Raw genomic sequence first — 25,954 nt, forward strand, 5'->3', positions numbered from 1 at the left:
ACGGCCAATCGAGTTTTTTCCCCTGGCTGGAGATGTCGAATGGAAATGGCAGTTCGGCATCTCCTTCGTTTCGGGGTAGATTAATAAACCAGGTTTAAAAATTTGATCTCCATTTGAAAGTCTGCTCTGCTGAGACCATGAGAAGAAAACGGATGCGCCTCGATGGACAGACAGCTTACTACCATGTGATGAGTCGGACAGTGAATGGGGAGGCTCTCTTTGGGGATCGGGAGAGGGAGGTTTTGCGGAAAATGATTTGGCAGGTGGCTGATTTCTCGGGGATTCGGGTGGTTACTTATGCGGTGATGAAGAACCATTTTCATATTTTGGTGGAGGTGCCGGCGGAGGTTAGTATTTCAGACGAGGAGTTGGTTCGTCGGTATCGTCGGCTTTATCCGAAGCCTACGCCTTGGAACCCGATGCCGGCGGAGGTGTTGGAGGGGCATCTTCGGGATAATTCTTTGGAGGGGATGGACTTGCGGAAGAGTCTGTTGCGACGGATGGGGGATGTTTCTTGGATGATGAAGACTCTGAAGCAGCGGTTTGCGATGTGGTTTAATCGATCGCGGGATCGCTTTGGGCCGCTTTGGTGTGAGCGGTTTAAGAGTGTCCTGGTGGAAGGGGATCGTTGGGCTTTGCGGACGGTGGCTGCCTATATTGACCTGAATGCGGTTCGGGCGGGGTTGGTGTCAGACCCTAAGGATTATCGGTTTTGTGGGTATGCCGAGGCACTGGGCGGGAGTCGGATGGCTCGGGCTGGGCTTTCTGTGGTGGATAAGGATTTGGCTGGGTATCGGCAGACTTTGTATGGGGTCGGAGCCGGGGAGAAGGCTGAGAAGTGCTCGATTTCGCGGGAAGAAGCGGTGCGGGTGTTGGAAGAGGAGAAGGGGAAATTGCCTCTGTCCGTCGTTTTGCGGTGCCGGGTGCGTTATTTTACCGACGGGATGGTGCTGGGTTCGCCCTCGTTTGTGGAGGAGCAGGTGCAGGGAGATCCGGGGACGCGTCCGAAGCGGGCGCATGCGATGAGCGGGACCGACTGGGGTGGTTTGGCTGTTGGGACCGGGCTGCGGAAGGGTTTGTTCCGGTAGTTTTGCTTTTTCCGCATTGCTTGGAGTACATTCGAAAACTGATTTGCTCCTGCTATTGCCACGGAGCCCAGTTTTCCCAAGCATTGAGATTCGATGTCAAGCAATGCGAAAAAGCTCCGTGTCGGGGTAGCCGGTGTCGGTTACCTCGGTCGTCACCACGTCCGGATTTATCACGAGCTCAAAGATCTCTGCGAGTTCGTTGGGATTTTTGAGGTCGATGATGAACGCGCCACGGAGGTGGTGGACCAGTATCAGTGTCCGCGTTTCTCCACGCTGGAAGAAATGGCTGAAGCTTGTGATGCGGTCAGTGTGGTGGTTCCGACGGATCGACATGCTGAGGTGTCATTGCCCCTGTTGGAAGGTGGGTGTCATCTGATGGTTGAGAAACCGATTTGTAAGAATCGAGAGGAGGCGGCTGCGATTCTGGCCAAGGCCCGTGAGAAAGAGCTTACGGTTCAGGTTGGGCATATCGAGCAGTACAATCCGGTTACTTCCTTTCTGGAAGAAGCGGTGCATCAACCGAAGTTCATTACCGCTGATCGGTTGGCTCCTTTCAATCCACGTGGAACTGAAGTCGGGGTGGTTCTCGATCTGATGATTCACGATATTGGGGTCATTCTTCAGTTGGTGCAATCCCCGGTGGAGAGGATTGAGGCGGTTGGTGTGGATGTTCTCTCGAAGTCGGAGGATATCGCGAACGCGCGGATTGTCTTTGAGAACGGATGTGTGGCGAACATCAATACCAGCCGAGTGAGTTTGAAAAAGGTGAGGGAGATTCGGGTCTTTCAGCCGGAGTCTTACTTGTCTTTAGATTTCATGAACCAGAAAGGTCACCTCCTCCGGAAGGGACCGATGGGGCTGGCGAAGGAAGATATACCCATTGAGCCCGGCGAGCCTTTGCGGCTGGAGTTGGAATCGTTTCTGTCCTGCCTTAAGGATGGATCCGAGCCAAAGGTATCGGGTGTATCTGGATTGAAGGCGCTCGAAATTGCCTTGGAGGTCACTCGTCAGATTCGAGAAGGACAGTCTCTCGGCAAATGAGTCGTTCGTCTCAGGTTCCTGAGATCAATCCTTTCGAGCCTCCCCGTGGAGGCCGGGTGGATGTTCTTGTCGTGGCGGGTGAACACAGTGGAGATCAGCACGCGGCGACGATGGTGAAAGATCTGCTGGGTGCGGATTCAGGTCTTTCTGTGAGTGCATTGGGAGGACCAGCTTTGGAAGAGGCAGGCGCTCAGGTTCTCTACGAGTTGACGGAGCTTTCGGTCGTTGGGATTGTTGAGGTGCTCGCCCACTACGGGGAGTTTAAGAAACTCTTTGCCCAGACGGTGGAGTGGATCCGTGAATACAAGCCGAAGGTGGTTTGCCTTGTGGATTATCCGGGGTTCAACCTGAGGTTGGCGAAGGAACTTTGTCGACTGGGAATCAGCCGAAAAGGGGGAGGAGAGACGACCGTTCTCGCCTATATTAGCCCGCAAATCTGGGCATGGAAGAGCAAGCGTCGATTCAAGATGCAAGAGTGGCTGGACGAGGTGGGGACGATCTTCCCATTTGAAGTCGATTGTTACAAAGACACGACCCTTCCGGCTTTCTTCCTCGGACATCCTTTTGTCGATCCACGTTTCTCTTTGCAGGTGAAGTATGATCCAACAGGTCCATTGCTTCTTCTCCCGGGAAGTCGAACTGCGGCTGTGGGTCGGATTTTTCCTCGAATGCTTGCGGGGGTTGAGAAGGCTTCTGAAGAATGGCGGGGGCGCGGTGTGAGGATTTTGTATCCAGGGCCCCGGATTAAGTCTGAGCTCGAGCGAATTCTTTCGGAGGTCCAGCTATCTTTTGAGCCGGAGCTGCGTCCTGTTTCAGAGGGGTCTACAGGATCGGCGGTTTTGACCAGCAGTGGGACTATGTCACTTCAGTGCGCACTGGCTGGATTGCCGGGGACGATCGTTTACCGTGCTCATTCGTTGACGTACGTTATTGGGCGCACCTTTGTGAAGATTCCGTATCTGGGGATCGCGAATATTTTGTTGGACCGTCCTTTCTATCCCGAGTTGATTCAAGGTGCAGCATCCGCAAATCGTTTGGCGGAGAGGATTACCGAGATGTTTTCGATCGAGGCCGTGGAGGAGGCCGAAGCGGGTGCTGAGGAATTGCGGCGGATTCTCTCGATGAACCGATACCTTGATCCCGCGGGATGGGTGAAGAGTCATCTGAACCCCCCTCGCCCGGGCGAAGCGGTGGAGATGATCGGTCCGCAGTAGGGAGAAGGAGCTTGCGGGCTATTAGACGAGTCCGTGGATTTCAGCAAACGGATCGTCGTTGCTGTCATTGTTCCATTTATACTCGGCTCTTAGGGCCACTTCTTTTGCGGTTTTTTCTCCGTAGATTTCCTGCACGAGACCCAGGGCCATATCCATTCCCGCCGAGACGCCTGAAGAGGTGAAGAATTTTCCGTCCTCCACCCAACGGGCTTTGGCTACCCAGTCCACCTCCGACCGTTGAGAGGTGACCCATTGCCAAGCGGCTTTGTTCGTCGTGGCGCGTTTGTGGTCGAGCTGCCCCGTTTTTGCCAGAAGGGCGGAACCGGTGCAGACCGTAGTTACGTATTGTGCAGTCTGGGAGAGTCGGTCGATCTCGCACAAAAGGGTGGGGTTCTCGACCTCGGTCCGGGTTCCTTTGCCCCCTGGAACTAAGAGAATGTCGACGCTCTCACAATCGGATAGGGCTCGCTCGGCAAGTGCGGTGGGACCTTGGCCACTTCTGACCGAACCCGTTTTTTCGGCGAGCATGACAAAATCGAACAAGTCGGGGAGGATCAAAAAGAAATCCAAAGGGCCGAATACGTCGAGGAGTTCGAAGCCGGGAAAGAGAACGGTCCCGACCGTGGGTTTAGGAGTAGATGAAGTCATGTCAGCAGGAATTTGCGCATCTTGTTGATTTGATTCTGCTGAGAGCCCATTCCAAAAGCGAGTGCAATTTGGATGAGCCAGAAGAGGGGCGAAGACAAAAAAAGCGGCCCGGATATCCGGGCCGCTTGGTAAAGGTGTTTGGTTCAACGAGATTCTCGCTTAGCTCTTGGCTGCGAGGTAGTTTTCGTTGGCCTTGCCCCAATCGATAACATTCCAGAAAGCGGAGATGTAGTCGGGGCGCTTGTTTTGATACTTCAGGTAGTAGGCGTGTTCCCAAACGTCGAGACCGATGACGGGGATCCCTGGGCATTCGACCGTACCCTTCATGAGAGGGCTATCCTGATTGGCGGTCGAGCAAACGCAGAGGCTGCCGTCTTCTTTCACGCTGAGCCAAGCCCATCCGCTGCCGAAGCGAGTCGTCGCAGCGGCGGTGAACTTTTCTTTGAAGCTTTCGAATCCGCCGAGTTCGCTTTCGATGGCGGCTGCGAGTTCACCAGTCGGCTCTCCGCCTCCGTTGGCACTCAGGGTCTTCCAGAAAAAGGCGTGGTTGGAGTGACCTCCACCGTTGTTGCGGACGGCGGTGCGCTTCTCTTCGGGAACTGCGGAGAGGTCGGCGATCAGGTCGTCGACGCACTTTTCGCCGAGAGGAGTTCCTTCGACGGCGCCATTGAGCTTAGTGACGTAGGTGTTGTGGTGCTTCGTATGATGGATCTCCATCGTCTGAGCATCGAAATGAGGCTCGAGAGCGTCATATGCGTAGGGAAGGTCTGGTAGTTCGTAAGCCATAATATTTCTTTCTTCTTTATTGGGTTTGATTGTCTGAAGTTCGTACGTTGTTCCGGGTAGTGCCGTTTCGTCAACTACACGGACCTTTTATTTTTTTCTCTTCTCAGCGAAAAATGCCTGAAGGAGGGCGTGACATTCCTCCGAGAGGACTCCGGAGGTCACGATTGGGTAGTGATTGAGAGTGCTGACCTCGCGAACATCTCCAGCCCCACCAAGGAAGCCCATTTTGGGGTCGGAGATGCCAAAGACAACTCGGCCGACCCGGCTCATGATCATTGCACCTGAGCACATCGGGCAGGGTTCTTTGGTGACGTAGAGGGTCATGGCGTTGAGGCGCTGGTCTCCGAGAAAACTCGCTGCCTGGGTGATGGCCAGAATTTCGGCATGGGCGGTGGGGTCCCCAGTCGATTCGACCTCATTGTGGGCGGATGCGACGATTTCCCCGTCCACAACCACCACGGCTCCGACCGGAACTTCGTCGGCCTTCCATGCCTCCAGTGCTTGGTTATAAGCCAAGCTCATAAAGAAGGCATCGTTGCGATCCAGTTGGGAGGGATATTTCTTTTCGAAGGGACAGTCCACAGGTCTAATTGGTTTTTGATTCAGAATTCTGAGGCTTACACCCTGATTTCATAAACCGCAAGAAGAGGGATTCATCGGTTTTTCGATGGCAAGTCGGTCGTTTGAATTCTCGAAAATTTACGAATTTCTTGATCTTCTGAGGGATAGATTCGAGGGAGTCCTTGACACCGAGCATATTTTTCCGCAACCACGGAAGGTAATAGTACATTATGCCAGACGATGAAGTAGAAGTTGAAGGGAAGATTGTGTCCGTCCTGCCCGGGACCATGTTTCGGGTTGAGCTGTCCAATGGGCACCGGGTTCTCGCCCACATCTCCGGTAAGCTGCGCAAGCACTTCATCAAGATCACAACGGGAGACACTGTGAAAATGGTGATGAGCCCATACGATCTCGACAAAGCCCGGATTACCTATCGGTTGAGGAATTCAAATTCCAACCGCAACGCACCGATCCGCAGCTACGGTCCGCGGAATCGAAAGCGGTAGAGAGAATAAGAGGCTTTTTGCCGATCCATGTAGGTCTGGAGAATTCTCCAAGCCTTTTCCTGAGCATTCGGCCTTGGGCGGTCAGAATGGGGTTCACCCGGATAGATCGGGCTACCGTGTTGACTCCGAAGGGTTTTGGTTTTTGCCTTTCTGCTTTCTCAATTACCTAACCCACTATTTATCGAATCTTTCGAAATCATGGCTATAGCAAACTCCATCATCGATACGGTCGGGAATACTCCGCTCGTCAAGATCAACAACCTGGCGAAGGACATTGACGCGGAGATTTACCTCAAGTGTGAATTTTTCAACCCGCTTGCCAGCGTCAAGGACCGCATTGGTCGTGCAATGATCGAAGCGGCAGAGCGCGACGGCAAGCTGAGCCAGGATAGCATCGTTATCGAGCCAACCTCTGGGAACACCGGCATCGCATTGGCTTTCGTCTGCGCTGCACGCGGTTATCGCCTGATTCTGGTCATGCCGGACTCCATGTCGACCGAGCGTCGCGTTCTCTTCCGTATGCTAGGCGCCGAGCTGGTTCTGACTCCGGGAGCGAAAGGGATGAACGGAGCGATTTTGAAGGCAGGTCAGCTCGTTGACGAGTATGGCGACAAGGCTTTCATGCCGCAGCAATTTGAAAACCCGGCAAACCCGGAAGCGCACCGCAAGACGACCGCCGAAGAAATCTGGGCGCATACCGAAGGAAAAATCGACGCCTTTGTGTCGGGTGTGGGAACCGGTGGCACGATCACGGGAGTCTCCAGTGTGATCAAGGAGCGTAAAGATCTCCTCACTGTGGCCGTTGAGCCGACGGCGAGCCCGGTTATTTCCGGAGGAAAGCCCGGACCGCACAAGATTCAGGGAATCGGAGCCGGATTTATTCCGAAGAATTGCGACACTTCGCTGATCGACGAGGTCATTACGGTTTCCAACGAAGATGCGGTCGAGACTGCCCAGCAGTTGGCTCTCTCGGACGGGATCCTCGGCGGAATTTCCACCGGCGCTAACGTTTTCGCCGCGATGCAACTCGCGAAAAAGGAAGGCATGGCTGGCAAGAAGATCGTCACGGTCGGATGCAGCTTCGGGGAGCGTTACCTGAGCACGATTCTCGCGTCGAAGGCACTCGAAGAGGTTCAGAACCTACCGACTTCCGAGCTTCCTGAGTAAGTTCGTTTTAGCATTTCCGAAAAAAGGCTCACCCTGTAGATGCGGGGTGAGCCTTTTTGTTCGAAAGATTTGATCTACGCCGAGCAGTCTCGTCAGAGACGCCGGACGATCGAAGTCGCAACTCCTTGGACGATGAGCTCATCAATCGGGTAGAGCTCGGGATAGTCCGGGTTTTCCGCCTTAAGGTAGGGGGTGGGGCTGCCGCTGCTGCGAACGAAGCGCTTGAGGGTGGTCTCTCCATCAATCAGAGCGGCTACGATATCGCCGTTCTTCGGTTCGCGGGTTTCCACGACCACCGTGTCGCCATCTTGGATGCCAGCATTGATCATGGATTCACCGCGCACGCGAATGGCGAAGGTCCGGCGATTGCGGCGTTGGCGGGCGGTGAAGGAATCAACCTGCAGCGTATCGATCTGCCCGCCCGATTCGACCCGATCCGGATAGCCGGCGGCGATATTTCCCATGACCGGGATATCGACCACATCCATGACGTTCTCGTCGTCATCGGCGAGGTTATCAGGAATGCGGAGCCGAAAGGCCCGAGCTTGATGGGGCTGACGTTCCAAGAACCCCTTTTTCTCCAAAGCTCTCAAGTGGCCGACGACCGCGTTGGTGCTTTTGAAGCCAAATTCTTGCTGAATCTCTCGAATACTGGGCCAGTAGCCCTGCTCGGTTGAGCGCTCCTGAATAAAGGTGAGAATCTGCTGTTGGCGGAAAGTGAGGTCCTTCATAGTGAACGTAAGGATACCTGAACATGTGGTCATGTCCAGCGCAAATCCTCCCCATTCAAGCACTTCTGAAGAATCGGGTGTATTCTTAGTAACCTGGTTAAAAATTCTTTACGGAAAAAGAATGGAAATCCGGGGCGGGAAACCGCGAAATCCGTGTCAATGGTTAGGAAATAGGGTTGAATTTCGTCGGTGGGATCGGGAGATTGGCTCGATGCCCGATGTTCGAGTGCGATTTGCGCCGAGTCCAACCGGTTTCTTTCACATTGGCAGTGCCCGTACGGCGCTGTTCAACTGGTTGTACGCGCGTCACTGTAATGGAATCTTTGTCCTCCGGATCGAGGATACCGACCATGAGCGGAATACTCCGGAAGCCCTGCGGGTGCTTCTTGAGGGTATGCGCTGGTTGGGTCTCGACTGGGATGAGGGGCCGGAAGTTGGTGGAGATAAGGGACCTTATTTCCAGAGCCAGCGGTCGGAGATTTATAAGGCGGCGGTTCAAAAGCTGCTGGATAACGGGCGCGCTTACGAGAAAGACGGAGCAGTTTTCTTCCGTCTGGAAGGCGAGCGGTACCGTGAGCACGATCAATACCTCGGCGAAGAGGTTGAGAAGGTGCGTGCGGAGCCGATGATTTTCGAGGATGCGATCCGCGGCCGCATTGAGCGGGTCGTGGACCGCGACTTTCCGATTGTCCGGGCCAATGGGGATCCGGTGTTTCACCTCGTGAACGTGGTGGATGACATTGAAATGGGCATCACCCACGTGATCCGGGGCGAGGACCATCTGGCTAACACTGCCCGCCATCTCGAACTCTTTTACGCGTTGGGCGCGAAGCCGCCCGTCTTTGCCCACCTCCCGCTGATCCTTAAGGATCCGGCAGTGGGGAAAGGGAAAATGAGCAAACGCGACCAGGGAGCTCTCATTGAGGAGTATCAAAACCGCCACTTTCTCGCGGAGGCGGTGCGGAACTTCCTCTGCCTGCTCGGCTGGAACCCGAAGGATGATCGTGAGATCATGCCGATTGGGGAGATTATCGAGAATTTCGATTTTCCCGGGATCCAGAAGGGAGCGGCCCGTTTTGATGAGGCGAAGCTTCGCCATATGAACGGTCACTACCTGCGCGAGCTGCCCGTTGAGTCTTACGCCTGGCTGGCCCGCCCGATTTTGGCCGGAGCTGGAATCATCGAGGAAGACGCGGACGAAGATTTCCTCCAGAAGGTTCTGGAACTTTGCCGGCCCAAGTTGGATCTCTTGGAGAATCTCGGGGACTACTGTGGCTTTTTCTTCACGCGGGACTATCCGATGGACGAGAAGGCACGGGCGAAAGTTGGGAAAAAGGCGGATCCTTCGGTCCTGGCCACTGAGCTCTTGGCCGAAGTCCGAGCCGAAGGAAGTAAAGGATCTGCAGGATTTGAGTTGGCGATAGAAAGGGCGGCTGAAAAGAACGACCGCAAATCTGGAGCCTATCGTCCACTGACCCGTTTCGCGGTGACTGGAAGTCTTTCCGGTCCAGACTTGGGGGCCATCATCGATCTTCTCGGTTTGGAGGAGGTCGCAGCGCGGCTGGAAAAGCTGGCCGCGGAAAAAGAGGAGGAAAATTCATGAGCGCAGAAGAGCATCAGGATTTCGTGCGACGGATCGTCGCCGACGATGTGGCTGCGGGGAAGTGTCCGGATGGGGTCGCAACGCGTTTCCCTCCGGAGCCGAACGGTTACCTGCACTTGGGGCACGCCAAATCGATCTGCCTGAATTTCGGGATCGCCGAAGAGTTTGGCGGACGCTGCAACTTGCGTTTCGACGATACGAATCCTGAGAAAGAGGACGAGGAATACGTCGAGTCGATCCGTCAGGACATCCGCTGGCTCGGGTTCGAGTGGGATCGGGAGTGCTTCGCCTCCGACTACTTCGAGCAACTCTTCGAGTGGGGATTGGCTCTGATCGACAAGGGTCATGCGTATGTCTGTGAGCTCAACGGCGAGGAAATCCGGCGCACCCGAGGGACCTTGACCGAGCCCGGCGAAGCGAGTCCCTATCGAGATCGTCCGGCAGCCGAGAGTCGGGATCTCTTTCAGCGGATGCGGGCCGGGGAGTTTCCCGACGGCTCGCGGGTGCTGCGGGCAAAGATCGACATGGCTCATCCGAATCTGAACCTGCGGGACCCTGTGCTCTACCGGATCCGGAGAGCCCACCATCACCGCACGGGAGATGCTTGGCCGATTTACCCGACCTACGACTACACCCACGGACAGAGCGATTCGATCGAGAAGATCACCCACTCGGTCTGTACCTTGGAGTTTGAAAATCACCGGCCGCTCTACGACTGGTTTATCGAGAAGCTCGAAATTTTCCCGTCGCGGCAATATGAGTTCGCCCGGTTGAACCTCGAGTACACCCTCATGAGCAAGCGGAGGCTGATCCAGCTCGTGACGGAGGGGCACGTTCGCGGTTGGGATGATCCCCGCCTGCCGACGCTTCGGGGAATTCGCCGCCGTGGTGTCCCCGCGGAAGCGATTCGTAACTTTTGCCGCACGATCGGCGTAACCAAATTCGATTCGGTGACGGATTACGCTCTCTTCGAGCACTGTGTCCGCGACGTCATGAACCGCGATTGCTCCCGGGCGATGGCGGTTCTGGATCCGATCCCGGTCACGATCACCAATTTCGGCGAAGACGAAGAGCTGGAAGTCGAGGCGGTTAACAATCCGGAGAAGCCGGAGGCTGGGGCTCGCAAGGTTCCGTTTTCAAATCGGATTTTCATCGAACGTTCGGATTTCATGGAAAATCCGCCGAAGAAGTTCTTCCGACTCTCTCCTGGTTCTGAAGTGCGTCTTCGCTATGCGTATGTGCTTCGCTGTGATGGGGTTGAGAAAGACGAGGCTGGCAATATCGTCGGTCTCACGGCCTCTGTGGACCGCGATACTCTCGGAAAGCAGCCCGAAGGGCGTAAAGTGAAAGGGGTGATCCACTGGGTCTCGCAGCAGCATGCGATTCCGGCCGAAGTCCGCCTTTACGACCGTCTCTACTCGGTGCCCAACCCTGGTGCGGAGCGGGATCCAGTCGAGGACCTGAATCCGGAGTCCCTCAAGATCATCGAGGGCTATTTGGAGCCGTCCCTAGGAGAGATTCCGAATGGGGAAAGCGTTCAGTTTGAGCGGACGGGCTACTTTGCCCGTGACCCGGATTCCAGCCCGGATCGTCCTGTTTTTAACCGGACGGTCACCCTTAAGGACTCGTGGGGAAAGAAAAAATAGGGAAAAGGGGAGAGGATAGGACAAAAGCACTCGTTTTATGAAGAGCGACTTCCAGTTTTTTTGGGGTTTTGTTAATCTTCTGGTAAGCAAGGTATTGCGAAATCTGATTTGATCCTCTATTTCTTTTAATGAGAATGGGATACTTATTGAAACTAATTGGTCTGACTGGGCTGTATTTTCTCAGTGGGCAGATTGGTTGGTTGTTTCCCGACGCTTTTTACACAATCACGCCTCTCTGGCTTCCAGGAGGGGTGGGACTGGTCTTTCTCTACTTCCTGGGTTACCGTTATTTCCCAGCGATATGGATCGGTCTCTTTGTCCTGAATCTTTTCCACGGGAATATGGGGCATGGATTTGCGGCCCTGACGGCGACGGGGACGACCCTGGCGACGCTGACCGCTGTGGTTCTTCTGCGAAATCGGGATTTCCACTCGTCGCTGAATCGGGTGCGGGACCTTTTCCCGCTAATCTATTCGGTCATCATCCTCTCATCGCTCTCGGCGCTGACCGGAGCCTTGGGCGTTTTCAATTTTACGGATTCTGACGAGCTCGTCTTTTTTGAAGTCTTTTCGACTTGGTGGGTCGGTGAGGCGATCGGCGGACTGATTATTGGTTCCCTCGGATTTGTCTGGTGGGGCAACCCGCAGTTTGGGCGTCAACGCCGGTTGGAGTTGGCCTCCTTGATCGTCGGGGTGATTGGGATCAGCGTCCTGTGCTTTTATAATGATAACGCCGACCCTGTAGAGCGGTTCCAGTTCTCGTTTATCGTATTTCCCTCCCTGGTTTGGGCAGCTTTGCGGTTTGGACCTCATGGAACCACCTTGGTCACCTTGTTGATTACTGTGATTGCCCTCCTTGGAACGGTTCAGGATTACGGGTTGTTCAGTTTTGCCTCTCCCTCGCAGAGGCTCTTTCTCCTCCAGAGTTATCTCGCGGTCATTTCGCTGACCGGCCTCGTGCTCAGTTCGTCGTCGACGGAGCAGAGTGAGAATGAGGAAGCGCTCCGGATTGCCAACGATTCGCTCGAAGACTCGGTCCGCTCCTTTTCGGAGACCGCTCGTGAAGCTCGCAAAGCCAATCAGAAGAAGAGCGAGTTCCTCGCCCTGATGAGCCACGAACTCCGCAATCCTCTGAACGGGGTCGTCGGTTTCACCAGTCTGCTGATGAACACGGATCTGACCCGTGCCCAGCGTGACCACATCAGAATGATTCACTCCAGCGGCGAAACGCTGTTGGGGATGATCGATGAGATTCTTGATTTCAACCGCATCGAAACCAATCGTCCGGAGTTGGACGAAACCCCATTCTCCATGCGCAGACTCGTTGGGGAGGTTGCCGACACTTTCCGCTTTCATTCAGATCGTAAGTCAGTCGCGCTTGAGCTGGATTATCCCGAAAACCTCTCTGATTTCGTGATCGGAGATCACCAGCGCATCCGCCAAGTGCTCAACAACCTTGTCGGGAATGCGGTTAAATTCACTGATGAGGGATCGGTCGTGATCCGCGTTTCCGAAGAAAAAATCCCGGGTAAGGACGGCTCTCTGAAAATGAAAATTGCCGTCGTTGATACCGGAATCGGAATCGAAAAGGAGGAGGCGGATCGGCTCTTCGCTCCATTCTCCCAGGCCAACCAGACGATCGCGGGCCGGTTTGGCGGCACGGGTCTCGGACTTGTGATCTCCAAGAACCTGAGCGATGTCCTCGGGGCCTCGATCACGTTGGAAAGCGAACCCGGCGAGGGTTCTACCTTTTTCTTTACGGTGCCTCTCATTGAGACGAGTTCGAGCGAAGTTCTGGCGAAAGAGGAACAAGAGCATTCCGAGTATCCGATGGAGCGCTTTCCCTCCCTGCCGGCTCAGCGGATTCTTATCGCCGAAGACAACTCCACGAACCAGCGAGTGGTTCAGCAGTTGCTGGATCGTCTCGGTCATGCTTCCCGGGTGGCCCGCGATGGCCGGGAGGCCCTGGACCTTCTTAAGAAGGAGCGTTTTGACGTAGTTCTTCTCGATATTCGGATGCCGGGCATTGATGGTTACGCCGTGGCCCGGGCCGTCCGCGAAGGCAAGTGCGGTCTCGACCTGCGTTCTCTTCCGATTGTCGCCGTGACGGCTCATGCAATGGCCGAGGATAAAGAGAAGACCCGCGAAGCGGGTATGAACGGGCACTTGACCAAGCCCTTCGACCTCGAAAAGTTGGCCAAAGTCTTGGCGGAGGTAGTCGGCTCTAGTGAAGAATCGAAATCGGCCTGATTCTCGGTGCGGACAGTAGGGTTTCAGGCTCCGGATTCTCTTTATTCCCGTGGTGACAAGCGCACCGGGATTGTGTCATGATCCTCACTTTCGATGTCCAACGGATTGCCTCAAGATAACTTTCCCGAACACGTCGCCATCATCATGGACGGCAACGGTCGGTGGGCTCGTAAACGCTTCCTGCCCCGCATTGAGGGGCATCGCCAAGGAGTGAAGAACGTCCGCAAGCTCTTGGAGTCACTCGGCGATTCGCCGATTCGGTATCTGACTCTTTTTGCCTTCAGTGTTGAAAACTGGCAACGCCCGAAGGAGGAGGTCAATGCTCTCATGGATCTCTTGAAGCAATTTCTGCGTCGGGAGTCCCGCTTATTGGTGAAGAATCGGATTCGCTTGGAAACGATCGGTCGCCGGGATGAATTGCCCGAAGAGGTTCAGCGAGAACTCGACCGGGTCAAACAAGAGACTTCTGAGTTCGACGAGCATGTTCTGACGCTTGCCCTGAATTATGGATCCAGGACGGAGGTCTTTGATGCGACTCGACGCATTGCCGAGGACCTTGCTTCAGGGGCAATCACGGAGTCTCCGACCGAATGGGAGGATTATCGAAAATATCTTTATACGGGGCACATGCCCGATCCCGACCTCATTATCCGGACTTCCGGAGAGTGGCGGGTCAGCAATTTTCTACTTCTTCAAGGGGCGTACGCAGAGCTTTATTTCTGCGAAATCCCTTGGCCTGAGTTCACCATCCATCACTTCAACGAAGCCTTGGCTTCCTATTCGCAAAGAGAGCGCCGCTTTGGACGTGTCCCGGCCTCTCCCGCGGAAGTTTGACCGAGCTGCGCCCCCGGGCGCCAACCCTCCAAGCAATTGAAACAACGCATTATCACCACGATCGTTCTCTGGCTCGTCATCATCGGAATGCTCACGCTTTTCCGTATTTACGGTGGCTTGGCTCTCATCCTTCTCCTCTCAGGCCTCGCCCAATACGAGACCTACGGGCTTCTCTCTCGCACCGGCGGTGAACCCCGAAGGGTCGAGGGCGTGGTCCTCGGCTCGATCTTTATGATCCTGGTCGCGGGGATTTCCCTGTGTGGCTATGGTGCCGTGGCGTACCCTGCAGCTCTGGGAATCATCCTCCCGATTTTGGTTACGGTAGTGATGTTGCAAACACCGGTGCATCAGCTGGCCCGACGCCTCTTCCCGACTCTTACCGGCTTTTTGTTGGTCCCTGCCTGCTTGGCCTTCTTTGCACTCTTGTCGACCTTGCCGACTGTCGAGCCTGCGCAAGGACTCTTCCTCGCTGTCTGGGTTGTGGCGGTGGCCAAATTCTCGGATGTAGGGGCGCTCTTGATTGGTAGCCGCATCGGCCGCCGCCCGCTGGCTCCGGCCTACAGTCCCAAGAAAACCATTGAAGGGGCGTTGGGAGGAGTTGCCACTTCCGCTTTGGTCGGTTGCCTGCTGCCGATTCTCTTTCCCTCGCTCGCCCCGGAGGGCATGTCTTTTATCCTCTGTCTTTTCCTGGGAATCATTCTTGGAGCCGTGGCCATCATTTCCGATTTGCTCGGCTCTGCCATGAAGCGGATCGCCAACGTCAAAGACAGCGGAACGAAAATCCCTGGGATCGGCGGGGGCCTGGACCTAGTCGACAGCCTCCTCTTTACCGGACCTCTCGGTTACGCGGTGCTGGTGCTGGTGTTGTAAGGTAGTAACGCAACCATTCGTCGGGTTTTGTTTCCGACGGAAGGATTGAAGTGGGTTCGTTGTCTCGGAGGAACTCTGTAGAAACGGCTGTCGCCGTTCCTCTCCATTGATCGGTGGTTAAGGATTTGCGAAAATTGGGAGCGGAATGGCGATAGCCATTTCGTCGGCAAAGGGGTGGGAATTCCTTAATTCTCGGAGGAGCCTGCAGAAACGGCTCTCGCCGTTCCTCTCCAATGAACGGGGATTAAGGATTCGCGGAATGTGGGAGCGGAATGGCGATAGCCATTTTGATTGGGCTTCCGTCGTCATCCTACGGGTCAACTCGGCGGAAAATTTGAACCTTGCGAGCAGCTCTGAAAATGAACAATTTTCGTGAATGGCTTCTCCCGATCCAGATCGGCGAAAACCCTGGAAAGGTCGATTAGTTCGGTTGCAGCCGGAGTTCTATCGCGGTGCGGCTGGGGTTCACTGGACGATGACGATGCAAGGGCGACGAACGGGTTGGCTTTCGGATGAACTTCATTTGGCGACAAGAGAAATTCTTTTCCATGCTTTATGTCGGCAGCGTTTGGCCTGCCCCATTTATTGCCTGATGCCGGATCATGCTCACTTCCTCTGGATTGGGATCTCGGATCATTCCGACCAGGAGTCAGCGGTCGAGCAATTCCGTCGCGATTGGAATCGGATCTTGTCGCCATTTGTATTGGAACGGCAGCCATTCGATGACGTTCTCAGAGGGGCTGACCGAGAGCGTGATGCCTTGAGCTCAGTTCGCCACTATATTCAGGAGAATCCCGTGCGGAAGGGGCTGGTTGATCATTTTCAGGATTGGCCGTATCTCGGCTCTTGCTTTCCCGGGTATCCCAAGTTGGATCCCCGTAGCTACCATTTTAGGACGAATTTCTGGAAGGCCTACAAAGAGCAGACGTATCTTTAGCCGTGAGAGGATTGCGCTGCTTATTGGAGCGTAATGGCGAAAGCCATTTCGTCGGCAAAGGGCGAGGTAGTTCTTTAATTCTCGGAGGGAAACCTGAAGAAACGGCTGTCGCCGTTCCTCTCCCTTGATCGGTGGTTTAAGATTCACCGAAGGTGGGAATGGAATCGACGACAAGATCAGCCGATCATAGATACGCCGTTTTCTCAATAGCGCGCAAAGGCGCTTTTGTCGTTGGCCTTCATGTAGGCCTCGTCCTGATCGATCATTCCGGTGTTGAGAAGTTCCCGCAGGGAGGCGTCGAGGGAGATCATTCCATCGTCGCGATTCTGATCGATGATATTCTTGATCGAGGCGAGGGAATTCTGGCGGATCGAGTTCGGTAGGGATTGGTGGTAGCCGAGGATTTCAAAGGCTGGTACCAAGCCGCCACCTTGGGCGCGACAGAGAATTTGGGAGACCACCCCGCGAAGCGATTCAGAGAGGAGGATTCGGATCTGGTCCTGCTCGTCAGCAGGGAAAGCGTCAATAATGCGGTCGATGGTCTTCGCCGCACTGTTGGTGTGGACGGTGGCGAAGACGAGCATACCCATCGATGCACAGCTCAGAGCGAGTCGCATGGTTTCACAATCGCGCAGCTCCCCGATGAGGATGACGTCTGGGTCGGCTCGCATCGCACTGCGGAGTCCTGAAGCGTAGCTTTTCGTGTGCTCAGTGACTTCGCGATGGATGAAGGTGCTCTTCTTGTTCGTATGGGTGAACTCAACTGGATCCTCGAGGGTGATGATCTCTTTGCACTGGTTCTCGTTGATGTGATTGAGGATCGCCGCGAGTGTTGTGGATTTCCCACTACCGGTCGGCCCCGTTACCAGCACGAGCCCGCTTTTCTGGGTAGCGAGCGGTTTGAGAGCTTTCGGTAGGCCAAGGTCGTCGACCGAGCGGATGTCGTTCGGGATCTGCCGGAGGACGGCTGCCGGGCCCCAGTGGTTGCGGAAAAGATTCGTGCGGAAGCGAGCTTTGTCCGGGATCTCGTAGGCGATGTCGACATCGCGTCCTTCGAGAAACTGCTCCATCCGGTATGGGGGGATGAACTCTTGCAGGAGTCCTTCCATCAGTTCGTCGTTGAAGGATTCATAGTCCAGTTCGCGGATCTCTCCGCCTACCCGGATTTTTGGGGGAGCTCCCACAGAAAGGTGGAGGTCGGAACCTCCCTGCTGAAGCATTTCTTCGAGAAGTGTATCAATTTCAGCCATGGGTATTGCAGTGTAGCCTTAAGATTGTCCGAGAAGGTTAGGGTCTTTGATGTTGCTGAGAGCGGTCTCCCAACTGATCTGCCCGGTTTCGAAAAGTTCGACGATGGATTCGTCCATCGTTCGCATTCCGTGTTTGCGTCCGGTCTGCATCGCACTGTCGAGTCCGGCTTCCTTGCCCTCGCGCATGATGTTGGCCGTTGCGGAGGTGTTGACCATCAACTCGCTGGCGAGGACGAGGCCTCCGTCCGTGGATGGAATCAGTCGCTGACAGATGACGCCTCGCAGGGAGTCGGCAACCATGGTCCGGATCTGTCGTTGCTGAATCGGGGGGAAGACGTCGATGAGGCGGTTTAGGGTCGTGGCGGAATCCCGGGTGTGTAGGGTTCCGATGACCAAGTGGCCGGTTTCAGCAGCGGTCACCGCCATCTCGATGGTTTCCAAGTCGCGCATTTCTCCGACAACGATGATGTCGGGGTCTTCACGGAGGGAGGATGCCAAGGCCTCGTCGAAGGAGCGGGTGTGCTTCCCAACTTGACGTTGGGTGACGATCGATTTCTTCGACTGCTGGATGATCTCGATCGGATCTTCAATGGTGATTATGTGTTCCTGACGGGTCTCGTTCAGCTCGTTGACCAAGCAGGAGAGGGTGGTCGTTTTCCCGCACCCGACTGGACCGGCGATGAGGATCATCCCATTGTGATAGGAGAGGAGTTCGCGAATCTTTTCGGCGTTGGGGAATCCCAGTTCTTCGAGGGAGGCTGATTCCGCGCGCGGCATGTGGTAGACCGCGGAAATCCCGTATTCGTGCCGCATTAGGTTCACGCGGAGACGCAGCTGGCTCCCCCCTTCCATTTCCTTGAGGGGGAGGGCGTAGTCCACCTCCCAGTTTTCATCAAACAGCTTGCGCTTTTCGTCGGCGAGGAGGATGAGATTCATCCGTTCGGCGATCTCGGGATCCAAGGTCTCTTCGGAGAGATACTGGATTTGCCGATGAAAGCGTATCCGTGGCCGGGCGTTGGAAGTCACATGGAGGTCGCTGACCCCTTCGGAAACACAGGATTCGATCCAGCCCCGCATTGCGGTTTTCAGATCCTCGTCATCCATCTTGGCCCACTCGGCGAAGTCTGGCAGAACGCCGTGGAATTCGGCGGAGTCGAGTACGGGAAGAGGAGGTGCTTCATCGCCCCGGGCGGAGTGCTTCCGGGCCTCTTTGATGGCTTTCTTGATGAAGCTCTGATCTTCGATCCAGCCGGAATCGGTAAGCATTGTGCCCAGATCTTCGAGATCGATTTTCGCGTAGATGCTGCGAAGGGCGCCGTGAATTTGTTCGGGGCTCAGAATATTCTCTTCCGAGCATTGGTGAAAAAACCAATGGAGATCTTTCCTCATGGATCAGTAGTGGGTTCAGTAAGCAGAGTTAAAGTTTGCGGCTGTGGCGTCCTTCGTAGCGAAGTTTGCCGGGGCCCGCTTTCAGAACAAGAATGGCTTTGCCGGTTTCTTGAACTTTCTCAAACTGGCGACCGACGGCGGCGAAGATATCTGCTGCCTCTCCGAAAATCTGGGTGCTCATTCCGTTCGTGGAGAAGGTGATCGATTCTTCCTGCTCGAGATCATCGAGGAAGGCCAGAACCACAGATTCGTAATCGTCGGTGAGCGGATATAGGGAGATTTCGACGGTTGCCTGCATGAGCGACTAGATTTGTAAGACTTCTTCACCGTGTCAAAGTGAATGCTTTCTTTCCTGAGAATCATTTTCGGTTTCCAGAGCTGGCTGAGGATGCACTTTGGGGAGCGGGGAAAGCCTTTGGTTTTGTTTTACTTTTCGGAGGAAGGGCGTCATTGTATTTAGGTTATGTTGGGATTTATTCAAAATTTGGGAGCCATGGAGATCTTCTTGATCCTCCTGATCGTGTTATTGCTTTTTGGTGCAAAGCGCCTTCCGGAATTGTCCCGTTCCATGGGTAAGTCCTTGAGAGAGTTCAAGAAAGCGACCTCAGAGGTCGAAGATGACTTCCGCAAGGCCATGAACGAAGAGCCTGAGAAGGAGAAGTCTGAGAAGCCGAAAGAGTCGTCCCCGAAGATGGCTGTGCCGACCCCACGTTCTGAGACTGCGCCCATGGCCGATCCGGTTCCTGTCGCTACGGGGGATGCCAAGCCGGACTCTGAGGACTCGGAAAAGAAGGCCTGAGGTTTCGTTTTACCGGGAAATGGTCGCTGGATTGGGCGTCATTTTTACGGGGTTTTTAGGGGCTGAAACTGGCCCTTCTTCTGGGAGCTTGGGGGAACTGGAATAGGTTTCTCTGCGGGAGGACTATTTCTAGGTCCCTTACCTTAGTAGCTGTCTGATCGGAGATAGCACTCCTCGCGATATTGAGGGGATTTATTGGTTTCACGGACCGACTTCTCGGTGGATATCTGCAATACTTTATCCTTCAGGCAGAGGGGGGGTATATTCCCGAAAGGAGATCCGTCGACAGCTGTTCGACGGACTGCAAGGAGTCGGGACGCTTTGATGCGTTTACGAGAGGAACGACAATGCCGATTCTTCGGCGAGCGGTAGCTGGCATTCAAAGAATGCCGAGTAGAGAGGCGAGGCGTCCCATCCGTAGATTGCAGAAAGAATGATGAAAGGCTTGGGCTCTGCTGAACTCCGCGAGAGCCTGAATGATGATCAGGGCAACGGGAAGAATGTCGGCGCGAGTCGGGGGCAGCCCGGGATAGTTTTGACGCTCGGCCAGAGGAAGGGCTGAAAGAGTAGCTTCGATTCGTTGGATCTCGTCGATCGGAATTCGTTGGGATTGCTCCTTCAGAGAGATTCCTTTTTCGGTTGCGAGAAGAAGACGGGTGATGGTGAAGGCTCCTCCGGTCCCCCAGTGCATACAGTCGGTGGGTAGGGGATCGGCGGGCAGGTGCCGACGAAAGGTTTCGAGGCAGTGACTGCGGATCGCTTCCTTTGCTGAGGGTGAGACCGGGGCTGTTGCATCGGGAAGACAGCGGTTTAGCATGCGCACTGCACCGAGTTGCATGCTGGTGATCTTCTCGATTCGGCCATGATTGCGGAAGATCCATTCCAAGCTTCCCCCTCCAAGGTCGCTGACGGTGTAAGGCGCCATGGCATTCACGGCTGGCTCCTGGGCGATGCCATTGGCGATGCCCTGAGCTTCTTCCTCGCCGGTGAGAATGGCGAGGGGGAGGCCAGTTTGTTCGACTACCTTTTGGGTAAACTCTTTTCGGTTCTCCGCGTCCCGAACGGCGCTTGTGGAAAGAACCTGAATGGTTTCTAGACCCAGCTCGCGGGTTTGTTCCAGGAGTCCGCGGATCGCGAGAGCGGATTGCTCCATCGCCACCTCAGTGAACCGTGGAGGCTCGGAGTACATTCCTTCGCTGATCCGGCACTCGGCGGTCTGATCAAAAAGGATCTTCATTCCCTCGGCTGTGCGCTCTCCTGCGAGGATTTTAATCGTGTTACTGCCAACGTCGATGACGCCTGCCCGGGAAGGATGACTATCCTCGTTCTTCATAGATCAAAGGTCTTCGGGGCGATGAGAACGACGAACTCGCCCTTTCGGGCACGAGAGAGGACGGACTGTCGAACATCCGCTGCGCGACCGGTCGCGGTCGTTTCAAACTTTTTGGTCAGCTCCCGCGAAACAGAGAGGATTCGTTCTTCGCCGAGAACGTCGACGATTTCATCGAGGAATTTTTCGATGCGGTGGACCGACTCGTAGACAACTAGAGTCGAGGGGAAGTCGAGGTGCTCCTCCAGAAAGCGTCGCCGGGCCGCTGATTTGGGTGGGAGAAAACCGCAGAAGTAAAAGCGGTCGGAGGGGAGGCCGCTCGCCGCGATGGCGGCAACGATCGCGCAGGGTCCAGGGACGACGCTGATCGGGATTCCCGCTTTCTGGCAGGCGCGAACCAAGCGAAAACCTGGATCGCTGATGGTCGGCGTTCCCGCATCCGAGACGACGGCTACCGTCTGCCCGGTGAGAAGATCCTCCACGAGCTCTTGGGCGCGAACGGTCTCATTCTCGTTCCGATAAGAAACCAGTTTCGGCCTTTCGATTCCGACGTGTGCGAGGAGGCTGCCGGTAACCCGGGTGTCTTCGCACGCGATGATTTGGACCTCGCTGAGGACTTCGCGAGCCCGGGGGCTTAAATCCCCCAGATTCCCGATCGGAGTGGATACGACGTAAAGAGTTCCGGTCGCGGATGAATCCGAGTCCACCATGTCTTCCTCAAAGGATCAGAACGGGTTCGTCGGGGAAGGGGTGGATCGGAGACGAAGCCCGAGAGTGATCGAATGCGCTACGATTATCCGCCGAACCCAGGCATTTGACCTTCCCAGGAGGCAGGTCGAGACCAAGGTATGGTCGAGTCATCCTCGGTCTTCGCCGTGCAGCCCGTAAAGAGGGCGGCCACGGAAGAGGCGAGAATGAAGGAGATGATAAGTCGGCGAACCGTAGCGGATTTAATCATTTGCGGTAGGTGTAGACTGACCCGGACTTCAGGGCTTCGGCGAAGACTGAATCCGGAAGGATTTCCGCTACGATGTAGTCGGGGTAAACTCCCCGTAGCTTAAGATTTGCAATGGGGGAGCCGTCCCGGTTGACGGTCATTGTGGTGACGCCAGCAAACTCGTCGCTGGAGCTAGGGCTCAACACGACAAGACCCCGGTCAAGATTGATCGACTTTACCCGAACTTGATTGGGGGAGAGGGGACTCGTGGAGCTGGTCGAAGTGCTTGCCAGGGCAGCTCCAAGAGGATTGTCGGAGAGGCGTGCGATTTCGCTGCGGGCAGCGGCCAACTGTTCCTTGAGCTTCGCAACCTCGGCACTGTTATCCGGGGTTTCCTCAGCGGCGCTGGCGGTGACGGTGGTCGAGCCTCCGTCGCCCAGCTGTTCGACGCGGCGGGCGAGAGCGCGTTTTTCTTCTTCAACCGTTTCGATTTGCTGGCTGAGTTCGAACTTCTCTTTGTTAACGCGAATGAGGTCGCTACGGACGGTCTTCAGCTCGGCGGTTAGGCGCTGCGCGACTTGTTCCGAGTCTCCCATGTTGCCCTTGAGGTCTTCGAGATCGCGCTGAGTGTTGCGAAGCTTCTGGTTGGTTGCGCGGAGTTGGTCTTCCGTTGCAGTCAGTTCTTCACTGGTCGATGTCAGGCGCTGATCGAAGCTCTTGGCCCGGGCTTGGGTTTCGCGGAGCTCGCTTTGCGTTTGGTTCAAATCGTTCATTCCCTTGGTGATCACCTTGGAAAGCGGTTGATCCGGGATGTTGAGTTGCTTGCCAGCATCCTGGTAAGCGGTGTTGATCGCAGACAGTTCATCCTTGTTCAGAAACCACATGGTTCCGATTGCGATGATGACCGCGAGTGTAACGATTCGGAGGATAAGGGACAGGGCTTTCATTAGCAGATCTTCGTTTCGGTTAAAGGAGTAAGTAAATAGGCTTCTTCTGAGCCTGTCAATGTATCAGGAATGTCGGAAACTGCTTTCCGCGGGCGATGACGGAGCAGAATCTTGCTCAATGTCCGGACGATTGACGGAGAGTTGCTCGAGAATCTTGTAGATCCATTCTTCCTTGCCGGCGAGACCGAGCTCGTCGGCGAGGTCTGCGACGGATTTCCAAGTGCCGGTTTGATCGGCGAGGCGGTCAGCGACCTTCCGTTGAACGTCGAGAACGGAGGCGGCGGCTTTCTTGCCGGCCTCGACGCCCGGTTGGTGGTAGGCGTTGATTCCGACGAGTGAGGCGTAGAATCCGACAGCGCGTTCAAAGAGGGCGATGAGCATGCCGACGTAGGAAGGGGTGACGTCGTCGATGGTCATGGAGATGGAGGCGCGACCGTTGTCCGAGAGAGCCTCACGGGTGCCGAGATAGAAGCCGTGGAGGAAGTCACCGCTGGTGACCTTTTCATCGACCTCGATCGAGTCAGATCCGGCGCGAGCCTGGAGGACCTGAATGAAGACGGCGAAGAAATTGGGCACCCCGTCGCGCAGTTGCTGGACGTAGGCGTGCTGGTCGGTGGAACCCTTGTTCCCGTAGACGGCAATTCCCTGGTGGACGACATTGCCTTCCAGGTCCTTTTCCTTGCCGAGCGACTCCATGACGAGTTGCTGTAGGTACTTGGAGAAGAGGCTGAGGCGATCCTTGTAGGGAAGGACGACCATGTCCTTCTCACCTTTGCCCCCGGTTTCGTGGAGCCACATGAGGGCGAGGAGGGCGGCCGGGTTGCGAAGGGTTTCACGCACGCGAGTTGCTTCGTCCATGGCGGCGGCCCCAGAGAGGATGCCGTCGATGTCGATGCCTTGGAGGGCGGCGGGGAGGAGACCGACGGGGCCGGTTTCGCTGGTCCGTCCGCCGACCCAGTCCCACATTGGGAAGCGTGCGAGCCAACCCGCCGATTCCGCGTGTTTGTCGAGCTTGCTTCCTTCTCCGGTGACGGCGACAGCGTGTTTGGCGAAGTCGAGTCCGGCGTTCTTCCAGGCGTGCTCGGCCTCGAGCATCCCATTGCGGGTTTCGGGAGTTCCGCCCGATTTGGAAATGACTACGGCCAGCGTCCTGTCGAGCTTCCCTGCGAGAGTCGAAAGGGTGAGATCCATTCCGGCCGGATCCGTGTTGTCGAAGAAATGGGGGACGAGTGCGTCGCCGGTCGGGTTGCCGAGAGCGGCCGCGACAAATTGCGGGCCGAGGGCCGACCCTCCGATGCCGATGACGAGAAGGTTTTCAAATTTTCCACCCTGACCGGAGATCGAGCCGTCGTGAACTTTGTGGCTGAACTCGTGAATCGCTTTCAGGGTCTCGCGGATGGACTCAGCCGTCTCGGCGTCGGGAGCGAGTTCCGCGTTGCGCAACCAGTAGTGGCCGACTTGGCGGTTTTCGTCCGGGTTGGCAATTGCACCTGCCTCCAGGGCTTCCATGTCGTCGAAGGCCTTCTGAATCTGGCTTTCGTGCTCGGACAGAAATTCGTCCGAAAAGGGAACGCGGCTGACATCGAGGGAGAAGTTCAGCTCAGGAAGGCGGAGGAAGTATTGGTTTAGGCGGTTCCAGTCCATGGTTATATTCTTGATTTTAATTTGAAACGTTAAATGGTGACGGGATCGGCTCCCGGATAGAGGTCGGCGTCGGTTACCGCTCCCTCTGAAGCGGAAGAAACGAGTTTGGCGTATTTGGCGAGGGTGCCGCGGGTGGCTGCGGGGGGAGGCTGTTTCCAGTTCTGGCGGCGTTTCGCGATCTCCTCATCGGAAATGTTCAGATTGATCTCGTTGCTTTCGGCGTCGATGGTGATGGGATCACCATTTTCGACGAGACCGATGAGGCCTCCGGTTGCGGCTTCCGGGGTGATATGGCCGACGACGAATCCGTGGCTCCCCCCCGAGAAACGGCCGTCGGTGATCAGAGCGACGGTTTTGCCGAGGCCCTTTCCCATAACCGCGGAAGTGGGTGCGAGCATTTCGCGCATACCGGGCCCCCCCTTGGGGCCTTCGTAGCGGACGACGACGACATGGCCCGCTTGGACGTCGCCGGAGAGGATTCCTTGGAGGGCGTCTTCCTCCGATTCATAGACGATGGCCTTGCCCGAAAATTGCAGCCCTTCTTTCCCGGAAATCTTTGCGACGGCTCCTTCTTCGGCGAGGTTGCCGCGGAGGATGCGGAGGTGACTGTCTTTCTTGATAGGCTGATCGATTGGGTAAACGACATCTTGATCGTCGGCGTAGGGGCCGACCTCGGCAAGGTTCTCGGCCATCGTCTTGCCGGTGACGGTCAGGCAATCCCCATGGAGGAGCCCCGCGTCGAGAAGCATCTTCAGGAGTGGGGTGAGACCTCCGATTCGGGAGAAATGGGCCATGTTGTACTTGCCGCTTGGCTTCAGGTCGCAGACGACCGGAACGCGCTTTCCGATTTCCGAAAAGTCGTCGATGGTCAGCGGCACACCCGCAGTGTTGGCGATCGCGAGCAGGTGGAGGACGGCGTTGGTCGATCCTCCGAGAGCAATGGTTACGGTGATCGCGTTTTCAAAAGCTTGGCGGGTCATGATATCGCGGGGACGGATGCCCGATTCGATCATGGCCATGACCGCTTTACCGGCCTTCGTGCAGTCTTCTCGCTTCTCTTCGCCGACGGCGAGCTGGGCGGAACTGTTGGGCAGGCTCATCCCCATGGCTTCGATGGCGGAGGCCATCGTATTGGCGGTATACATCCCTCCGCACGAGCCCGGTCCCGGGATCGCGCAGGATTCGATCTCCTTGAGTTCTTCGCAGGAAAGGTTGTTGCCAGCGTGCTGGCCCACCGCTTCGAAAACCGAGACGATGTCGACCGGCTTCTCCCTGTGGACGCCTGGTAGAATCGTTCCACCGTAGACGAAAACTGCCGGACGGTTGAGGCGGGCGATCGCCATCATGCAACCGGGCATGTTCTTGTCACAGCCACCGATGGCCACGAGGCCGTCAAATCCTTCCGCGCCCATAACCGTCTCGATCGAGTCGGCGATGACTTCCCGTGAGACGAGGGAGTAGCGCATGCCTTTGGTCCCCATCGAGATCCCGTCGGAGACCGTGATCGTCCCGAAAATGACTGATTTGCCCTCGGCTTCATCGACGCCCTTTCCGCTTTCACGGGCGAGTTCGTCGATATGCATGTTGCAGGGTGTGACCATGCTCCAGGTCGAAGCGATTCCCACAAGAGGCTTTTGGAAATCCTCGTCTTCAAAGCCGACGGCACGCAGCATTGAGCGGTTGGGGGCACGGTCGCTACCGTCAACGACTTTGGAGGAATAGGGACGCTTGTTGATGTCAGAAGGCATGGTCGCAGGGCACTATGAGTTTCGGCCTG

25 protein-coding genes are annotated in these 25,954 nt (G+C 55.8%); 12 read left to right on the forward strand and 13 right to left on the reverse strand.

Annotated features, from left to right (window positions below; translation table 11 throughout):
* Positions 1–137: 137 nt before the first annotated feature.
* The 3 genes from H5P30_RS05950 (at position 138) to H5P30_RS05960 (ending at position 3,343) form a co-directional block, all read left to right on the forward strand.
* Entirely contained in the window at positions 138–1,088 is a 951-nt protein-coding gene (locus H5P30_RS05950) for a transposase (protein WP_185692031.1), read from the forward strand.
* Between the two features lie 93 nt (positions 1,089–1,181).
* Positions 1,182–2,129 (forward strand): Gfo/Idh/MocA family protein, encoded by a 948-nt coding sequence (locus H5P30_RS05955; RefSeq protein WP_185692032.1) that lies wholly within the window; start codon positions 1,182–1,184, stop codon positions 2,127–2,129.
* On the forward strand, positions 2,126–3,343 hold the full coding sequence (locus tag H5P30_RS05960) for a lipid-A-disaccharide synthase (protein ID WP_185692033.1): 1,218 nt from the start codon (positions 2,126–2,128) through the stop codon (positions 3,341–3,343). Before H5P30_RS05955 ends, H5P30_RS05960 begins: the two co-directional genes overlap by 4 nt.
* Before the next feature lie 21 nt (positions 3,344–3,364).
* Here H5P30_RS05960 and H5P30_RS05965 read toward each other — a convergent pair whose 3' ends face one another.
* From H5P30_RS05965 to H5P30_RS05975, 3 genes are all read right to left on the reverse strand, one after another.
* Positions 3,365–3,991, reverse strand: coding sequence for a DJ-1/PfpI family protein (locus H5P30_RS05965; RefSeq protein WP_185692034.1), 627 nt, complete (start codon positions 3,989–3,991; stop codon positions 3,365–3,367).
* A 159-nt stretch (positions 3,992–4,150) separates the two neighbouring features.
* Positions 4,151–4,777, reverse strand: coding sequence for a superoxide dismutase (locus tag H5P30_RS05970; RefSeq protein WP_221774293.1), 627 nt, complete (start codon positions 4,775–4,777; stop codon positions 4,151–4,153).
* Between the two features lie 87 nt (positions 4,778–4,864).
* Positions 4,865–5,359: a nucleoside deaminase gene (locus H5P30_RS05975; protein ID WP_343075431.1), complete on the reverse strand. Its 495-nt coding sequence runs from the start codon at positions 5,357–5,359 to the stop codon at positions 4,865–4,867.
* Between the two features lie 209 nt (positions 5,360–5,568).
* On the opposite strand from H5P30_RS05975, the gene infA reads away from it, so the two are divergent.
* Both infA and cysK read left to right on the forward strand, forming a co-directional pair.
* Positions 5,569–5,844 (forward strand): translation initiation factor IF-1, encoded by a 276-nt coding sequence (gene infA, locus H5P30_RS05980; RefSeq protein WP_221774294.1) that lies wholly within the window; start codon positions 5,569–5,571, stop codon positions 5,842–5,844.
* Positions 5,845–6,042: 198 nt separating this feature from the next.
* Positions 6,043–7,011, forward strand: a complete 969-nt coding sequence (gene cysK, locus H5P30_RS05985) for a cysteine synthase A (protein WP_185692035.1) — start codon at positions 6,043–6,045, stop codon at positions 7,009–7,011.
* A 92-nt stretch (positions 7,012–7,103) separates the two neighbouring features.
* Here cysK and lexA read toward each other — a convergent pair whose 3' ends face one another.
* A complete protein-coding gene (gene lexA / locus H5P30_RS05990; RefSeq protein ID WP_185692036.1) occupies positions 7,104–7,742 on the reverse strand; it encodes a transcriptional repressor LexA in 639 nt (212 codons plus the stop codon).
* Between the two features lie 211 nt (positions 7,743–7,953).
* Between lexA and H5P30_RS05995 the strand changes: the two genes are divergently transcribed.
* The 6 genes from H5P30_RS05995 to H5P30_RS06020 all read left to right on the forward strand — a co-directional run bounded on the left by H5P30_RS05995 (position 7,954) and on the right by H5P30_RS06020 (position 15,881).
* On the forward strand, positions 7,954–9,345 hold the full coding sequence (locus tag H5P30_RS05995) for a glutamate--tRNA ligase (RefSeq protein WP_185692037.1): 1,392 nt from the start codon (positions 7,954–7,956) through the stop codon (positions 9,343–9,345).
* Positions 9,342–10,991, forward strand: a complete 1,650-nt coding sequence (locus H5P30_RS06000) for a glutamine--tRNA ligase/YqeY domain fusion protein (protein WP_185692038.1) — start codon at positions 9,342–9,344, stop codon at positions 10,989–10,991. Before H5P30_RS05995 ends, H5P30_RS06000 begins: the two co-directional genes overlap by 4 nt.
* 146 nt (positions 10,992–11,137) lie before the next feature.
* Positions 11,138–13,240, forward strand: coding sequence for an MASE1 domain-containing protein (locus H5P30_RS06005; protein ID WP_185692039.1), 2,103 nt, complete (start codon positions 11,138–11,140; stop codon positions 13,238–13,240).
* Between the two features lie 93 nt (positions 13,241–13,333).
* Entirely contained in the window at positions 13,334–14,074 is a 741-nt protein-coding gene (uppS, locus tag H5P30_RS06010) for a polyprenyl diphosphate synthase (protein ID WP_185692040.1), read from the forward strand.
* 36 nt (positions 14,075–14,110) lie between these two features.
* Positions 14,111–14,944, forward strand: coding sequence for a phosphatidate cytidylyltransferase (locus H5P30_RS06015; RefSeq protein WP_185692041.1), 834 nt, complete (start codon positions 14,111–14,113; stop codon positions 14,942–14,944).
* A 376-nt stretch (positions 14,945–15,320) separates the two neighbouring features.
* On the forward strand, positions 15,321–15,881 hold the full coding sequence (locus H5P30_RS06020) for a hypothetical protein (RefSeq protein WP_185692042.1): 561 nt from the start codon (positions 15,321–15,323) through the stop codon (positions 15,879–15,881).
* A 203-nt stretch (positions 15,882–16,084) separates the two neighbouring features.
* Here H5P30_RS06020 and H5P30_RS06025 read toward each other — a convergent pair whose 3' ends face one another.
* The 3 genes from H5P30_RS06025 to H5P30_RS06035 are packed head-to-tail and all read right to left on the reverse strand — an operon-like array spanning position 16,085 to position 18,818.
* A complete protein-coding gene (locus H5P30_RS06025; RefSeq protein ID WP_185692043.1) occupies positions 16,085–17,131 on the reverse strand; it encodes a type IV pilus twitching motility protein PilT in 1,047 nt (348 codons plus the stop codon).
* Positions 17,132–17,149: 18 nt separating this feature from the next.
* Positions 17,150–18,520, reverse strand: coding sequence for a type IV pilus twitching motility protein PilT (locus H5P30_RS06030; protein WP_185692044.1), 1,371 nt, complete (start codon positions 18,518–18,520; stop codon positions 17,150–17,152).
* Between the two features lie 28 nt (positions 18,521–18,548).
* The gene (locus tag H5P30_RS06035) at positions 18,549–18,818 is read right to left on the reverse strand and encodes a YkoF family thiamine/hydroxymethylpyrimidine-binding protein (protein ID WP_185692045.1); all 270 of its coding nucleotides are present in this window, start codon (positions 18,816–18,818) and stop codon (positions 18,549–18,551) included.
* Between the two features lie 165 nt (positions 18,819–18,983).
* On the opposite strand from H5P30_RS06035, the gene tatA reads away from it, so the two are divergent.
* Positions 18,984–19,319 carry a twin-arginine translocase TatA/TatE family subunit gene (gene tatA, locus H5P30_RS22225; RefSeq protein ID WP_185692046.1) on the forward strand — a complete coding sequence of 112 codons (336 nt, stop codon included), beginning with the start codon at positions 18,984–18,986 and terminating at the stop codon, positions 19,317–19,319.
* A gap of 379 nt (positions 19,320–19,698) precedes the next feature.
* Here the strand turns inward: tatA and H5P30_RS06045 are convergent, their stop codons facing one another.
* The 6 genes from H5P30_RS06045 to ilvD all read right to left on the reverse strand — a co-directional run bounded on the left by H5P30_RS06045 (position 19,699) and on the right by ilvD (position 25,925).
* On the reverse strand, positions 19,699–20,652 hold the full coding sequence (locus H5P30_RS06045) for a Ppx/GppA phosphatase family protein (protein ID WP_185692047.1): 954 nt from the start codon (positions 20,650–20,652) through the stop codon (positions 19,699–19,701).
* A complete protein-coding gene (gene rsmI, locus H5P30_RS06050) occupies positions 20,649–21,359 on the reverse strand; it encodes a 16S rRNA (cytidine(1402)-2'-O)-methyltransferase (RefSeq protein ID WP_185692048.1) in 711 nt (236 codons plus the stop codon). Before rsmI ends, H5P30_RS06045 begins: the two co-directional genes overlap by 4 nt.
* Before the next feature lie 83 nt (positions 21,360–21,442).
* Complete coding sequence (locus H5P30_RS06055) at positions 21,443–21,607, reverse strand: hypothetical protein (RefSeq protein WP_185692049.1); 165 nt, start codon at positions 21,605–21,607, stop codon at positions 21,443–21,445.
* A complete protein-coding gene (locus H5P30_RS06060; RefSeq protein ID WP_185692050.1) occupies positions 21,604–22,533 on the reverse strand; it encodes a hypothetical protein in 930 nt (309 codons plus the stop codon). The genes H5P30_RS06055 and H5P30_RS06060 overlap by 4 nt, the downstream gene beginning before the upstream one ends.
* Positions 22,534–22,596: 63 nt before the next feature.
* Positions 22,597–24,177, reverse strand: coding sequence for a glucose-6-phosphate isomerase (locus tag H5P30_RS06065; protein ID WP_185692051.1), 1,581 nt, complete (start codon positions 24,175–24,177; stop codon positions 22,597–22,599).
* A 29-nt stretch (positions 24,178–24,206) separates the two neighbouring features.
* A complete protein-coding gene (ilvD, locus tag H5P30_RS06070) occupies positions 24,207–25,925 on the reverse strand; it encodes a dihydroxy-acid dehydratase (RefSeq protein ID WP_185692052.1) in 1,719 nt (572 codons plus the stop codon).
* Positions 25,926–25,954 lie beyond the last annotated feature (29 nt).

Origin of the sequence: Puniceicoccus vermicola, from assembly GCF_014230055.1 — a bacterium.
In the GTDB taxonomy this organism is placed as follows: Bacteria; Verrucomicrobiota; Verrucomicrobiia; order Opitutales; family Puniceicoccaceae; genus Puniceicoccus; species Puniceicoccus vermicola.